This is a genomic window from Parapedobacter indicus (assembly GCF_900113765.1).
Taxonomy (GTDB): Bacteria; Bacteroidota; Bacteroidia; order Sphingobacteriales; family Sphingobacteriaceae; genus Parapedobacter; species Parapedobacter indicus.
Genome location: NZ_FOQO01000003.1, coordinates 480,332 through 495,177 on the forward strand (window position 1 = coordinate 480,332; position 14,846 = coordinate 495,177).

Consider the following 14,846-nt stretch of genomic DNA (forward strand, 5'->3'; position numbering starts at 1 on the left):
CCTATCTAAAACAAAAACCCATCAGTTATAGACCGATGGGTACAAATTTACAATATATTGCCCTCTAATCCGGCTATTTATATTATTTAGAAACGTTCTAACAAACTTAATCCCACTCCAACACCCGCTTTTTGATGACATAGATAAAGCCCAGAAGCAGCAGCGCCATAAACACAAACATTTCGATCAGTCCAGACAACCCGAATTCCCGAAAGTTGACGGCCCAAGGATACATAAAGATGACCTCAATGTCAAAGATCACAAACAATATGGCAACAATAAAGTACTTAATGGAAAAGGGTTGCCTGGCATTCCCGACGACTTCAACCCCAGATTCGAATGACCCCAACTTGGTAGCCGTTTTCACTTTTGGCCCAATAAAATGAGTCAGTAAAATCACACCCACAGAAAACAAAGTAGCTACGCCAAATTGAATAAGAATCGGCAAATAATCCGCTGGTGTACTCAATACTTCTGATTCCATATACATAATCGTAAGACGCGTCAAAACTAAAAAAAAAAGCGCTAATTTTAAAATTAGCGCTTTACTGAATCTATAAAAATAAATGCTATGCTACTGCCCGGTTGCTGCACCCGTAGATGCTGCAGACTCTTGTTCCAAATACTGCAACGTTTGCTTAGCCCATGCATTTTCCGGATCAAGCTTAAGGATTTCACCAATCAAATCCCTACCTTTTTGATAATCGCCCCGCTTCACACTAACCACCGCAATGGTACTATACGCATCGACAAGCTTGCTCTTATTCTTTTGGATTTCAGCATCCCCGCCTTCTTTTACCATTTCAATATACTTCAAGAAATAAGGTTCTGCCAATCCTTTTGGATTTTCGGTATCATCCAGCAAATTGTTGACATTCGCACGGAACAGGTAAGCATCCTGTGTGGTAGGGGCCTTCTCAATAACCACCCCAAAGGCTGTATCGGCTTTATGCAACAAGGCAGTTTCAGCTTCTCCGCGTTGGGCTACGGGTTTTGTTGCAACGGCATAATACGCGGAGTATCCCAAATAGAAGTTATCGTAAATGAAATTCCGTGAAGTGGGTGTATAAGCTGCTATTTCAAACACTTTGGAAGCGTCTAAAAATTTCTTGGCAGTAAATAACTCCTTACCCACATCGTTCAAGTCATCCGCTATGGACGAGTCAGCAGCAACTGCTTTCTTCAATTGTTCAATACCCGTATCGAATAACGTAGCATCCGTCGGGTTATTTTGCGTGGCGAGCTTTATATCAGCCAACCCCAGGTGTAAATAATCCCGTGGAATGATACGCTCGGCTTCCATACGGGTAAACAGTTTATCCAACGCATCCTTACTTTCCTGATACTGCTTATTCTCATAGGCTGAATATCCAAGGTAACGCAAGATCTTCGGATTTACATCTTCTAACTGCGCCAATTCCGCTGCCTGCACCTGCAATTCGGTATAATCTTTTACGTATACCAGGAAGTCGGCATAACGGATGCGAGAATCTACCGTATAGTCGGTCTTATCCATATACTGCTTATAAAACTCGACCGCTTCTTTATTCCGGGCATTGTAATCGTCAATGGTGGTGGCGGTATTCGCCCAAGCGTGATAGGTTTCTGCCAATTCACGGTAAGTCGGTGCATAATCCGGCACGTCAGCCGCAATCTGCTTCAATCCATCAATTGCTTCTTGCCAAGCGTGCGATCCCCGGGTAATTACCTGCATTTGCACACGGGCGCGGGTAAGCGTATTATCCAGATTGGCTGCATCCCGATATCCTACATAGGCTTTACTTGCATTCCCCAATCCCATATAAGCATCGCCCAACGCCAAAGGAATCAAGGGGTCTTCGGCGTTCTTCGCCTTCGCTTGATCCAGGTATTCCACTGCCTTTTGGTAATTCGGCTCAGGAGCATCGATATAAGCACGTCCGATGTGGTATAATTCCAGGTAATCCCTGCGCTTAAGCTTCTCGGTCGCCGCAGCAAACTTGGTGGCCGCAGCGTTGGCGTCCTCTTTATAGAGATCCACAATACCTTTTCCGACTGTATTCAGGTTGTTTTTCGGATCGGCTGCAATCCCTTGGTCAAAAACGGTCAAGGCCGAATCCAAATGCTCATTATGTAAGTATACAAGCCCTAAATAAAAATAGTTTTCTCCGTCCTTCGGCTTGTTCTTCACAAGCGTCTCCAGCATTGTTCTAGCTTGGGCAAACTGCTCCGCATCAATCGCCTTCTTTGCATCGTCCAAACTCTGCGCACGCACCCCTGTAACCACAAAAGCAAGGGATATACCCCATATCATTGCTTTCTTCATCATGTTCATCTTATTTAGTTTTAACTTTTTATTTACTCTCTAATAATCAACTCTCTTGGTGGTATACTATCCGGCAATAAGCCAGCTTTCAGAATCACCCGCTGACCGGATTCACCGGTCAGGTGGGCGGCAAACCCCATGCCTAAACTTTTGCGCGGTTCCGCGTTGATAATGTAAACCGGCCGGGCCAGTGCATATAAACTGTCTGCCAAATTAGATTGTGAAGGCTTGTAATAACCGCTACCTGCCGGTTCACCATCGCGACCCTTTATGGCCAGGACCTTAATTCCTTCCACATACTTCTTCGTTTCATTGTCAGGTCTCACAATCCAGCTAACGCCAACCACGCCCACGGATTGAGGTGTTTCATACACATATTTCAACACATCGAGATTTGACTTCAATGCATACACACCACTAGGGGGCAAAGAATCCACACCCGCTATTTCTTTCAAAAATCTTACTGTGCTCGAATTGGGGTTATCAAACACCAATCTATTCAAAGCCGCTCCCGTTTCCTCGCCGCGCATGATTTTAACTAGATGATCCAGCGTGATCACCGAATCTGAAACCTGCTTATTTACAACCACAGCTACCGCATCGATTGCAAACCGATACACGCGAGGTGTGAATTTACGCTTTTTAAAGAACTCATTTTCCCGCGCTGTCAGTTGTCTCGTCAACACAGCCACTTCCACTTCCCCATTCAAGAGTTTGTTGATGATCTGGTTTTCCTGAGCACTCGTCATATCCACTTCTGTGCGATCGTATAAATGCTCAAATACCGCCACCTGTTCTTCCATAACCGGGAGCAGCGTTTCGTCCGTTATCACCTTCACTTTTCCGCTCACAATCGTTTGAGCCCGCTTTGGCTGTGTATTATCACAAGACCAAAAAGCAGTCATTCCAACAAAAACGAGCTGTAATAATACTAATTTTTTCACGGTTATGAAAAAATAACCAATTTTTTACAAAAAATCAAACCCACTCACATTCTACCGGTTTTGCCAAAGCCGCACAAACCGAAAGAAAGAATAAACAACGAGTAATACGCCAAATAATGTCCGCAGGGTTTTATCCAACTGAAGCGGAAAATCCTTCCAAAAAATAATTGCCAATCCCAAAGCGAAATAAACGCCGAACATGAAGAGTCCCAAAACAGACAGAAACCGCTTGGTGGGCGATTTCTGTCTGCCATTTGCTTTTTGTTGATGCTGTTTCAATGCCAAGCCTCGCCTTATTGTTGAAGGTTAAGTCGTATAGGCAATGTATACGCTACCCGCACCGGGCGGCCGTTCTGCACACCAGGGCTCCACTTCGCTGCTTTGGACAACAGCTTTGCTGCTGCCTCTCCCGTACCGTATTTCAGGTCCCTAACCACCTTAATGTCCGTTAGGCTGCCATCCCGTTCCACAACGAAAGACACCTGCACCTGCCCATTCACACCGGCTTCAATGGCCGCTTGCGGATAATCGTAATTTTTGGCAATCCATTCCATGAACGACTTCATGCCACCAGGAGGTTGAGGCTGCACCTCCACCGATTGGAAGATCTGATCACTTGAGGATTCGGTTACTTCAGCATCCACCTCACCTTCACCAACCGGCAAATCTATCCGGATTTCCGCATTCGGATCCCCTTCTATGGTTTTTGATCCCGGATCCGCCAGCTTAAGCTGTTCAACCGTAGGAGGTTCCTCATCCTGTACCTGTTCCGCCGGTACCACTTTCGGTTCAGGCATACGCACCTGGTCTACCCGAGGCGGAGGTGGCTCGACCGGTGGGGGCGGAGGTGGCTCCTCTTCATTCACGGGTGGTGGTTCGGAAAGCACCACCTCAGTTTCAATAATTTGTTCTGTCGGCTCGCTACTACCTAAGTCTATTCCCATCCACCTCGCTATTGCAGGTGATAACAGAAGCAGTACAAACGCAATGGACGCCGAAAACAACCCGATATTGGTAGCTTTGGGTGACAACTTACGGAGCTGGTATGCCCCGTAAGCCTTGTTACGACCGTCAAACACCACATCGAGCCATTCTTTCTTAAAAATATCCAATTTTGAACCTATCATAGCTATCGTATTCTGTGGTTATTCATCAATCATTATACAGGTTATCCCGTTGCAATACTTCAATTTCCGGATCGCTGATCGTACCGATCATATAGATTGGCGCCTTAATGATATTCATTTCATCCAATATGTCTACCAAATTGCGATGCGTAGATTTTTCACTGGGGCGTAACACTATGATTAAGTCTTTCCCGGTCTGTTGCTTTACCTGCTCCATCTTTTTCATTAAGATGGGCCGAATGCCCTCTTTACCGTAGTCGACGATTTCGGGCCCTTCAATGGGATTGCTATAATCGCCATGATACCACTCAATCTTGTTGTTGCTGCCGAGCAACAGCGTCAACGTCCGGGTATCAGCCACCTCCAGTCGGTCCTCCGGATCCTCTTCATTCTTATCCGGCATCGCCACATCCATGGCATTGGGCTTGTTGATCGACGTTGTAAGCATGAAAAAGGTGATCAAGAGGAAGGCCAAGTCTACCATGGCTGTCAAGTCCACTCTCGGCTGCTGCTTACCGCCGGTATTTAATTCTGCCATTTCTTATTTTCTTTACTGTTAAACCGTATTGCCTTACAATTCTTCTCCCGCACGGAGACTGGTAATCAAGCTGAACTTATTCACCTTTTGGCTTTGCAATACATCGATTACTTTTTTGATTTCCGGGTATTTCTCATCCGCATCCCCTTTAATCGAAACCCTCATCTCAGTATTTTTCAGCTCTTTGGTTGCCACACGCGCTGAGTAAATCCAATGAAACAGTTCGTTGCTTAGCGCATCGGTAGAATCGGTAGGAATCCCAGGTTGAAGTCCCGGCTTCACCCGGTCGTTCGGCCCCATGTTAATCAGTTGCTTTAAGTTACCCATTGGCACGCCGAACGTCTCGATTGTCGAAAATTGAGCCTTTTCTTCCGGTGTGAACGGAATCGAGTACTTTTCCGACATAAGCTCCAGCATCCTAGTCCGCGCATTGCGATTCACCACGCCGAAGAAAATTTTCCCCCCGTCGCCAACCGTAATCAGTCCCAAATCGTCGTCAGGTACTTTAACCTGCGTAACCGACGCGGGTGTATCTACCTGCAACGGCTCGGGTTGCCGGGCCGTAGCCGTCAATATAAAAAATGTGAGCAGTAGAAAAGACACATCGCACATGGCCGTCATGTCTATTGTCGTACTGGCTCTCTTTACTTTAACCCTTGGCATATGTGTTTCTTTTTATCTTTACTTATAGATGCATCATCCACCGGCTTTCCATAAATCGCCGGAATTAATTTTTATTTATGCGAAGCTGCATACGTTTGGACGATGGAAAACCCTGCCTCATCGATTGAGTAGGTCAACGTGTCGATCTTTGAAGTAAAGATGTTGTAAAATACAACAGCGATGGCAGAAGTAGCAATACCCGTTGCCGTGTTAATCAATGCTTCCGAAATACCGTTTGCCAATTGTGCTGAATCGGGGGTGCCACCAGTAGCCAGTGCCGAGAACGCTTTGATCATCCCTGTTACTGTACCCAACAGACCGGTCAATGTACCGATGGATACCAGCGTAGCCATAATGGTAAGGTTCTTCTCAAGCATGGGCATTTCCAATGCAGTAGCTTCTTCAATTTCCTTCTGGATAGCAACCGTTGCTTGCTCCGTATCGAGGCTGGGATTTGCAGATACATCTTTGTATTTCAACAAACCAGCTTTGATCACGTTCGCTACCGAACCTTGCTGTTTGTCACATTCTGAGATGGCTGAATCAATGTTGCCTCCGCCAATAAGAGACTGGATTTTCCGCACGAAATTGCCTACGTTACCTTTTCCGGAAGCCCGACCGATTACGATAAAGCGCTCAACTGCAAAAACCCATACCATCAAGAACAATCCCAACAACACAGGAACCACATACCCTGCGTGGTATACCATCCCTAAGTAGTTGCCTTCCACTGGACGATTTTCAGGGTTTCCATCCACGAAATTATTCGGGTCACCCATGATATATCTCCAAACCAATGCTCCGATAACGAAACAGATAATAATTGCCAGACTTGCAAAAACATTGGATGTTGAGTTGCTCTTCTCCGTTTTAATTGTGCTTGTTTTTGGTGCGTTTGCCATCTTTTTGAATTTTTAGATTTTAATGTTGTTAATTATGATTTTTAAGTAATTTGTACAATTTAATCCGTTGCCAGCCACAAAAATGGCTAAAGCAAATATAGTATTTTAAAGTAAAAACAAAATGTCCCCCGTCAATAATTGTTTAGTAACTTCTTAAGTTTAAGGAATGCGCAGCAGCAGCATCAGCACACCCTAATATTCAATGCTATTGTAATCACAAAGCAATTTCTGCACAATGAAAACTATTTTTTTTTGTAATTGCAAATTAAACATTCAAAATAAATAGGTTTTAGCAACGCATAAATGACAATTTTACATTTATTGATTCTGCTAACCGCCGTCTTAACCTCTATTAAACAACTAGTTGTCAACAATTTAATCAAAAAACACGATCCTTTTCTATCCGCCGGCAAGTTTAACCCGATATCCTTCATCGCTAAGCAATTGCAGAATACGTTGCTTAAAATCTCCTTGGATGATAATTTCTCCATCTTTTGTACTACCTCCTACCCCACATTTTTGCTTTAGCTTTTTTCCGAGGGCGTCCAGATCATCCACGGTGCCCACAAAACCCGTTACCAATGTCACTGTTTTACCTCCACGCATCTTTTTGTCCAACATCACCCGCAGCTGTTGCTTATGATTAGGCAACGTCTCCGTTTCGTCACTGTTTGCCTCCTGATAAGCGAAGGTCTCATCCGTCGAATATACGATGCCACTGTATCGCTGTTTTTTCTTCATTCAAAATAACTTATTCTTTAAACGCCTTATGCAACCCGCATTGACAGGGAAGGTCATATCCTTTACTAAACGGTGCTTTTATCAATAAATTGTTTTTCGTTTGCGGATAATCCCTTCAGCAGAGTATGCGTAGCGTATCGGGGTTTACGGTAATATCTAATGTCGCGCCCATTTCTTTGGGTTCCCCATCCACGTGCACTGCGTCTGCGGTATCTCTTTCGATACGAATCTTTTTACCCGGTACAATCTCTACATATTCCGATTGATCGGCTGTTTTGTTGAATAAATGAAACAACATCATCGGAATGGTGTATAAAGGAAATTTATGGATAATGCAAACATCCAGTGCCCCATCTGTCACGGAAGCCTGCGGAGCGACGTACGCATTGTTTCCGTATTGCGGCGAATTGGCCACACTGATCATAAATGCCTCCCGTTCAAAAATCTTCCCATCGATATCCAACACGTAACGTTTCGGCTTATAGGTACTGATTTCACTTAACACAGCTTTTAGATAGCCGATCGGACCACGAATGTTGTCATTGGCAAACCGGTCACTTACCGACGCGTCAAAGCCGATGCCTGCCATATTGAAAAAAGCCAGCCCGTTGATTGTCCCGCTATCGATGGTAATGGTTTCAAACCGGTTCAGCCGCCGCACTGCCGCACGCTCGTTAAGCGGGATTCCAAGATACAAAGCCAGCCCATTGCCAGACCCTTCGGGGATAATTCCCAAGGCCGTCTTTGTCCCATTTAATGCCGACGCAATTTCGTTGATGGTTCCGTCCCCCCCCACGGCCACCACGAGATCAAAACCGTCCTTTACAGCTTCCTTTCCCAATTGATTTGCATGGCCTGCATATTCGCTATACGTAAATTGCGCATCGTACAAATCTGCATCGAGCCCCTCGCGGGCCCGCCTTTCAAACCCCTTCTTCTTTTTGCCACCCGATATCGGATTGACGACAAATAAAACACGTTTCTTCTTCCCAACGCCCTTCATAGGAACCTGTTTATCCTTGCAAATGTATAGCATTATCCATATAAACTGCTTTCTGCTGTGATATTTTATATAAATTTAATATAAGGCCGTGGTCTCCATTTTGAAAACGACAAAAGTATCGTAGCTTTGCTGCCGAAATTACATAGCAACATGCCTTATTTATTTACATCAGAATCCGTTTCGGAAGGACATCCCGACAAGATTGCCGATCAAATTTCCGATGCGCTTATCGACAATTTCCTCGCTTGGGATGCCGACTCCCGTGTAGCTATCGAAACGCTGGTGACCACCGGACAGGTAGTATTAGCCGGAGAGGTTAAATCCAAAATATACCTGGATGTACCCAAGATCGCGCGCGCGGTCATCGAACGCATCGGATATACCAAATCCGAATATATGTTTGAAGCCAATTCGTGCGGCATTCTATCGGCCATCCATGAACAATCGCCTGATATTAATCAAGGAGTAGACCGCAAAGAGAAACAAGAGCAAGGTGCGGGCGACCAGGGTATTATGTTTGGATACGCCAGTAATGAAACCGAAAACCTCATGCCATTAGCGTTGGATCTCGCACACCGGTTGCTGTATGAGCTGGCCGCCTTGCGCCGAGAAAATAAGGAAATCACGTACCTCCGACCGGATTCAAAAGCGCAGGTAACGCTCGAATATGACGACAACCACAAGCCCATCCGTATCGATGCCATTGTTGTATCCACCCAACATGACGACTTCGATGCCGAGGAAGCGATGCTGGCAAAGATCAAGTCGGATGTGATCAACATCCTGGTTCCCCGGGTAAAATCCCAGTTAAAATCTGAACTACAGCATCTGTTCACAGACGACATCAAATATCACATCAACCCAACCGGCAAGTTCGTCATTGGTGGCCCTCACGGTGATACCGGGCTGACAGGGAGAAAAATTATTGTTGATACGTATGGAGGTAAAGGCGGTCATGGAGGAGGTGCTTTCTCAGGGAAAGACCCATCCAAAGTAGACCGTTCGGCTGCATACGCAACCCGGCACATTGCCAAAAACCTGGTCGCAGCAGGTGTGGCAGATGAGCTGTTGGTACAGATATCCTACGCCATCGGGGTGAAAGATCCCATAGGTATCTATGTCAACACCTACGGTACGTCCAAAGTCGCACTGTCAGACGGTGAAATCGCCCGCAAAATCCATGAGTTGTTCGATATGACGCCCTATGGTATTGAGACGCGACTGAAACTACGCAATCCCATCTATTCGGAGACTGCAGCGTATGGCCACATGGGACGTGAACCCCGTACCGTAACCAAAACGTTTGAAAACAGCAATGGTGAAACGACTTCTAAAGAAGTCGAATTATTCACTTGGGAGAAATTGGACTACGTAGATCAGGTAAAAGCCGCTTTTGGCTTATAAAACAGCCGCCGCGGTTTCCATTTGCCGATTTATTTTCTTCACCAACCCCTGTAACACATTACCCGGCCCCACCTCGGTAAACGAGGTTGCGCCTCCTTCAATCATGTGGAGGATCGTTTGGGTCCAACGTACAGGTCCTGTAAGCTGCTCAATCAGGTTCCGCTTGATAGCAACTGAATCTGTATATGGCTTTGCATCGATATTTTGATACACGGGACATACCGGTTCTTGGATTTCCACGGCTTCAATTGCAGCCTGCAACTCCACCCGGGCTGCCTCCATCAACGGAGAATGGAAGGCGCCTCCCACATTGAGTTTAAGTGCCCGTTTAGCACCGGCTTCCAGCAATAGCTCACATGCTTTTTCAACGCCCGCAATCGTCCCCGATATGACCAGCTGTCCCGGACAGTTGTAATTAGCGGGTACCACCACATCGCTGACACGCTGACAGACGTCTTCCACCGTGAAATCGTCGAGTCCGAGGATAGCAGCCATCGTGGAGGGTTGGATTTCAGTAGCCTTCTGCATGGCATTTGCGCGGGCAGCCACCAATCGCAAGCCGTCCTCAAAGCTCAATGCTCCCGCTGCTACCAGGGCTGAAAACTCGCCCAATGAATGCCCTGCGACCATCTGAGGATGAAAAGCTTTGCCTAAGGCTTTGGCTAGAATTACCGAATGAAGAAAAATAGCCGGTTGGGTTACGTTAGTCTGCTTTAAATCCTCGTCGGTTCCTTCAAACATCACATCCGTAATGCGGAAGCCTAAAATCTCATTGGCCTGTTCAAAAAGGAATTTTGTTTCTTCACTGTGATCGTACAGCTCTTTACCCATGCCTACAAATTGGGCTCCTTGTCCGGGAAAAATGTATGCTTTCTTCATTGTGTTGTTCAGTTAATCCAATACAGGTATTGTTTGCAGATGTCTGCAAAGATAGGATAATTCCAAATTCTACCATCGCTCTTAAAAATAAGGTCGACTTATTTTGGATAACTTGTTTTATTTAAGCCGATAATTCCCACCTGTTTGATCCAACTGCCAACAACGATTTTCAGTTAAATCCATTAAGGAAAAAAATTCCTGATTGTGGAGATTTATTGTCAGCGACCAATTTTCCATACGACCGGTTGCACGGTACTCCCCCTTTTCCCCAATCAATCTCCAATCCTCCAGTCGGGTCAGTTCGTCCATAACCAATACATGTACAGCAATCCGGTCAGTTTGCGCATCAGGTTCAATGGCGCGATAAATTAACCCGCTTCCGGGCTTCCCTTCACCCGTCCGGGCAGGTTCCGGGTGATACGCATCATGGGCGTATCCATATATTGGTCCGATGGGTACGGCGCCACCGCCTTGATGTATTTTCAGCCCCGCTAATGGCCGTTGTACCGTCAATTCCCGGTCCTTGATTGTTACGTCAGCCAATCCATCCCGGTTGTTGACTACCCAATTCCAGCAGGTCCGTACAGGTATTTCTGACCGAATCCTATCAACGACAAAGACTACATGGCTCGCCGCACTGATCCAAAAACGGGAAAATTCCGTAATCGGTTCGCCGTAAAGCGCAGCAGCCTCCGATCCAACAATAGTCACCGCACCGACTCGCTCGGTAATCAACCGTCGGTTGCCCCGAGTAACCGGTTTGCCGACAACACCATCTATTATCCAACGCTTGTTTAAGATGCTCTGCTGTTCCAGTAGCTTCGTTTTCGTAAGGTCCTCCTGTAAACCTATTCCATTCGCTTCGATCAGAAATGTACAGGTATTATGCGTTTGACTGCTGCTCTCAAGTCCGTGGATTAAATTGCGATAACAACTATGACCGGGATCGACCAATAACCGCTCTTGATTATATACCATCATAAAGCTATTCACGTCACCGTGTAAATGACCCGGCCCGTGTAAAGGCTCCGCTCCGCCCTGGATGGCGATGACTGTTTTCCCGTCCCAAGCGTCCCGGATAAACGTATTACCATTCTCAAAGGAAGCAGTAAGCGGCAAGCCCGCTTCTGCCGGGGATACAGGCTTTGCTGTATTAGTAAGTAACGGTAAGGTAAGAAATCCCCAATCGTTGATAAACCCGAAACTTGCCAAGTGATGCGGCTCTTGGTAAGGATTGGTTGAATAATACGCCTGAAAGAGATAACCCGCCAGTCCGGCGAGGACCGGGTTGTGTTGCTGCTGCCGACAGGCAATGTGCAATAAAACATCTCCTGAAGGTCTGAAAATAGCGGCACTGTCGTTAAAATTAATCGCTCTGGCCCGTGGTTCTGTACCCCAACCTGATAACGGTTTCGCATATAACATACTGGAAGCAACCCAAGGCATGCCCTTCGCATAGGAATCTATACCGATCGTAGCTGCATAATCCGGAAATAACCTCACCAACGATTCATAAACCAAACTGAGCGCCAGCATTAAATAGTTGCCATATTGCAACGACTCCGCGTAAGATCCATCCGGCTGAAATGCCGCCAAGCACGCTTTCATATGGGGAACATAAGCGGCCAACCGCTTCTTATCGCCCAACACCGCAGAAGACACAAGTACTCCGGCCAGTACGATGCCCCGCCAGTTTGCCAAGTGGGTATGTTTTGACAGCCAACGCTCGCAAAGGATCACACCTTTTTCGATCAGCATCCGCTTCACCTCATCGTACTCAGACGCTGTAAACACCGAAGCGGCCAAATCCAACACACTCGCTACCCCCCAACAGACATGGGCGGTTTCCAAATGACCCAGGTAAGGTTCGCTGTGATCCCTAAACCATGGGCCCACCCACTCGCTAACAGGACGCCGTGCAATGGAGAGCGTTACCTCCCGAAGCCACTCTGCTGTTGGCTCATGTTTTTCAATTGCATGCAACATGGCCGCATCGGATAGGTATTCAAAGGTGAAATACCACCATGCCGTTCCGTCCCCGGGTTGCGGCAACCCGGGGTACCGGATGCGATCCAATACCCGGCTACGGAGCGCTTGCCGAAAGGCATCTATCGCATTGCCTCCCGTTACGATGCGCTGTCTTTCATCACGGCTAAGGAAACAAGATAGATTATCCATCCTGATATCACTGGATTTGTTCATTACAGTGCAACAAATATTTCATTCCTGACGGGTTATCATCGATTCGTTCAAACGCTTGTTGAATATCGGTTAACGGCAGCACTTCAGTAATTATACGGGTTAGCGGCAACTTACCCGAGTCGACCAACGCAATCGCCATTTCAAAATCTTCCGGTTCATAAACCCTCGCCCCCACTAACTGCAGCTCTTTCCAAAAAAAATCAAACAGCCGTACAGGTTTAGGTTGACCATGGATTGCTACCATCACCGCCCTGCCGCGCACCCTCAACAATTGAGTCATGGTATCTACGGCCGCCGCTACGCCCGATACTTCAAACACGACATCTGCCATAGCATCTGCCGTGAATTGCGCAACCCGGTCCACCACGTTTTCCACCATCGGATTAACGGTTTCAAATCCCAGAGACTGGATAAGCTCCAACCGATGGGGGTTGACTTCGGAGACAAGCACTTCGGCACCTTGATGGCGAGCAACCAAGGCAACCAGTACACCGATGGGACCGCCGCCAAGCACTACCGCCCGGTCACCCGATTTCGATGCACTTAAACGCACGTCATGGCAAGCAACGGCCAAAGGCTCAATGAGTGCAGCTTGTTTGAGTGACACGCCGCCAGGCAATTTATGGAGCGTATAAGCCGGCACCACCCAAGACGCTTGCATACCGCCCGGGGTGTCAATTCCGATGAATTTTAAGTTCTTGCCGATATGGGTGTATCCGTTGTCGAACGCAGTTGCTTTTCCGGGTTGCAACGGGCGGACGGTAACCGCTTCGCCCACCTGGAAGCCGGTTACTTCCGGTCCAACCTCACTGACGACACCCGATACCTCATGACCAATCACTTGTGGGATTTGCACCCGCTGGTCCATGGTTCCATGGTAAATATGCACATCGGTACCGCAGATGCCACAATAAGCCACATTCAAACGCACCGTTCCTGCTTCCAACGGCGGTAAGTCTGCTAAGGGTTTTACGGTAAATTGTTTGTTTCCTTCGTAATATGCTGCTGTCATTTCCATTCAAAAGTTTCTTTCTAGAATCTGTAACAGGTTTCCCTCCGGATCGACCAAATTGCGTACGCGTCCGCCTCCAATAGCGGGCATCACGTCGCCCCCCCATTTTACCGCCTTCCCATCCAGGTAGGTAATGGCTTTGTCAATGCTTCCGACCCGTATCGCCAAGTGAGACCATCCTGGTGTCCAAGTTGTCCGTTCAGGTCGCACCGTATCATCTTTGGGCATGATTTCCAACAACGTTCCATCTGCCGCGCGGAGTATCCAAACGGGCTTATCATGCCGGAAATGCCTTTGATATCCGAGTACATCACAATACCAATCCGCCAAACGGTCTACATTATCCGCGGCCAGCGCCGGATGATCCACACCCGTAAACACCTCTTTTTTATCATCATTAGTTCCCATTGCTCCGCTGTTAAAAATACCCACCCCGCTTTACCACTTCCGTAGGTTTCAAGCCGCTTTCTACCATCGCCTTGATGTCCACTTCTTTAACCTTGATGGCCTCTGCTGCCACAAGTACATCATAGGCAATAGCTGCAGGAATAGCGATCACGCCATCGATATCGCCGAAAATCCAATCACCGGGTTTAATAATGATTTCTCCGATCAATACGGGTTTCTGGTAGTAATACATCCGGAAACGTCCAAGCATACCCGTATTGGATTTGTACTGATAAAAGACCGGAAACCCTTGATCCAAAATTGACTGCGTATCGCGGATTCCATTAATCAACGCACCACGGCAACCGGCCTTACGTGCGGCCATCGTCATCACTTCGCCCCATTGAGAAGTAACCGTATCACCGGTGCAATCCCAAATCACCACAGAATCTTCGTGCAGTGCTTCCAGCATTTCCGCCCGCAGTTCAAACTCGCCGTCGGTAGTGATATCCGGTCCGCCTTTGATCGTAAACGCCTGACCCACCATCTTCATTTCTTCCCGAAGTGGGCGGTAGCTGGCTGGCAAGCTCGTGGCGTGCATCTTATAGTTGAAACGCAATACATCGTTAATTGCTCCTGAAAATAATTGGAGATACCGTTCACGCATCTCAGTTATCGGAACAGGATACTTCGTCCCATTCACCGAAAAGTTATCTTTTGACAGTGTTCCCATCACGTA

16 protein-coding genes are annotated in these 14,846 nt (G+C 47.0%); 1 reads left to right on the forward strand and 15 read right to left on the reverse strand.

The features are described 5' to 3' along the window. Window positions 1–106: 106 nt before the first annotated feature. The 10 genes from BMZ56_RS08495 to BMZ56_RS08540 all read right to left on the reverse strand — a co-directional run bounded on the left by BMZ56_RS08495 (window position 107) and on the right by BMZ56_RS08540 (window position 8,223). A complete protein-coding gene (locus BMZ56_RS08495) occupies window positions 107–484 on the reverse strand; it encodes an NADH-quinone oxidoreductase subunit A (RefSeq protein ID WP_090626271.1) in 378 nt (125 codons plus the stop codon). 90 nt (window positions 485–574) lie between these two features. Next, window positions 575–2,308 carry a tetratricopeptide repeat protein gene (locus tag BMZ56_RS08500; protein ID WP_177195092.1) on the reverse strand — a complete coding sequence of 578 codons (1,734 nt, stop codon included), beginning with the start codon at window positions 2,306–2,308 and terminating at the stop codon, window positions 575–577. 29 nt (window positions 2,309–2,337) lie between these two features. Beyond that, window positions 2,338–3,249, reverse strand: a complete 912-nt coding sequence (locus tag BMZ56_RS08505; RefSeq protein WP_143072876.1) for a PstS family phosphate ABC transporter substrate-binding protein — start codon at window positions 3,247–3,249, stop codon at window positions 2,338–2,340. A gap of 51 nt (window positions 3,250–3,300) precedes the next feature. Then, entirely contained in the window at window positions 3,301–3,534 is a 234-nt protein-coding gene (locus tag BMZ56_RS08510; RefSeq protein ID WP_245893140.1) for a hypothetical protein, read from the reverse strand. A gap of 8 nt (window positions 3,535–3,542) precedes the next feature. Then, window positions 3,543–4,376, reverse strand: coding sequence for an energy transducer TonB (locus BMZ56_RS08515; RefSeq protein WP_090626133.1), 834 nt, complete (start codon window positions 4,374–4,376; stop codon window positions 3,543–3,545). A gap of 25 nt (window positions 4,377–4,401) precedes the next feature. Continuing rightward, window positions 4,402–4,914, reverse strand: coding sequence for an ExbD/TolR family protein (locus BMZ56_RS08520; RefSeq protein ID WP_090626134.1), 513 nt, complete (start codon window positions 4,912–4,914; stop codon window positions 4,402–4,404). Between the two features lie 33 nt (window positions 4,915–4,947). Continuing rightward, on the reverse strand, window positions 4,948–5,577 hold the full coding sequence (locus BMZ56_RS08525; protein WP_090626135.1) for an ExbD/TolR family protein: 630 nt from the start codon (window positions 5,575–5,577) through the stop codon (window positions 4,948–4,950). Window positions 5,578–5,648: 71 nt separating this feature from the next. Next, the gene (locus BMZ56_RS08530) at window positions 5,649–6,479 is read right to left on the reverse strand and encodes a MotA/TolQ/ExbB proton channel family protein (RefSeq protein ID WP_090626136.1); all 831 of its coding nucleotides are present in this window, start codon (window positions 6,477–6,479) and stop codon (window positions 5,649–5,651) included. 399 nt (window positions 6,480–6,878) lie between these two features. Further along, the gene (locus tag BMZ56_RS08535) at window positions 6,879–7,220 is read right to left on the reverse strand and encodes a translation initiation factor (RefSeq protein ID WP_090626137.1); all 342 of its coding nucleotides are present in this window, start codon (window positions 7,218–7,220) and stop codon (window positions 6,879–6,881) included. A gap of 115 nt (window positions 7,221–7,335) precedes the next feature. Beyond that, window positions 7,336–8,223 (reverse strand): diacylglycerol/lipid kinase family protein, encoded by an 888-nt coding sequence (locus BMZ56_RS08540; RefSeq protein ID WP_090626138.1) that lies wholly within the window; start codon window positions 8,221–8,223, stop codon window positions 7,336–7,338. Window positions 8,224–8,373: 150 nt separating this feature from the next. On the opposite strand from BMZ56_RS08540, the gene metK reads away from it, so the two are divergent. Beyond that, the gene (gene metK, locus BMZ56_RS08545) at window positions 8,374–9,627 is read left to right on the forward strand and encodes a methionine adenosyltransferase (RefSeq protein WP_090626139.1); all 1,254 of its coding nucleotides are present in this window, start codon (window positions 8,374–8,376) and stop codon (window positions 9,625–9,627) included. Here the strand turns inward: metK and fabD are convergent. The 5 genes from fabD to BMZ56_RS08570 all read right to left on the reverse strand — a co-directional run bounded on the left by fabD (window position 9,622) and on the right by BMZ56_RS08570 (window position 14,840). Beyond that, window positions 9,622–10,506, reverse strand: a complete 885-nt coding sequence (gene fabD / locus BMZ56_RS08550; RefSeq protein ID WP_090626140.1) for an ACP S-malonyltransferase — start codon at window positions 10,504–10,506, stop codon at window positions 9,622–9,624. The genes metK and fabD overlap by 6 nt on opposite strands. 117 nt (window positions 10,507–10,623) lie before the next feature. Further along, window positions 10,624–12,708 (reverse strand): heparinase II/III domain-containing protein, encoded by a 2,085-nt coding sequence (locus tag BMZ56_RS08555; protein ID WP_218146517.1) that lies wholly within the window; start codon window positions 12,706–12,708, stop codon window positions 10,624–10,626. Further along, on the reverse strand, window positions 12,692–13,726 hold the full coding sequence (locus tag BMZ56_RS08560; protein ID WP_218146518.1) for a zinc-dependent alcohol dehydrogenase: 1,035 nt from the start codon (window positions 13,724–13,726) through the stop codon (window positions 12,692–12,694). The genes BMZ56_RS08555 and BMZ56_RS08560 overlap by 17 nt, the downstream gene beginning before the upstream one ends. Further along, window positions 13,727–14,128, reverse strand: coding sequence for a VOC family protein (locus BMZ56_RS08565; RefSeq protein ID WP_090626141.1), 402 nt, complete (start codon window positions 14,126–14,128; stop codon window positions 13,727–13,729). A gap of 10 nt (window positions 14,129–14,138) precedes the next feature. After that, a complete protein-coding gene (locus tag BMZ56_RS08570; RefSeq protein WP_090626142.1) occupies window positions 14,139–14,840 on the reverse strand; it encodes an RraA family protein in 702 nt (233 codons plus the stop codon). Window positions 14,841–14,846: the final 6 nt, after the last annotated feature.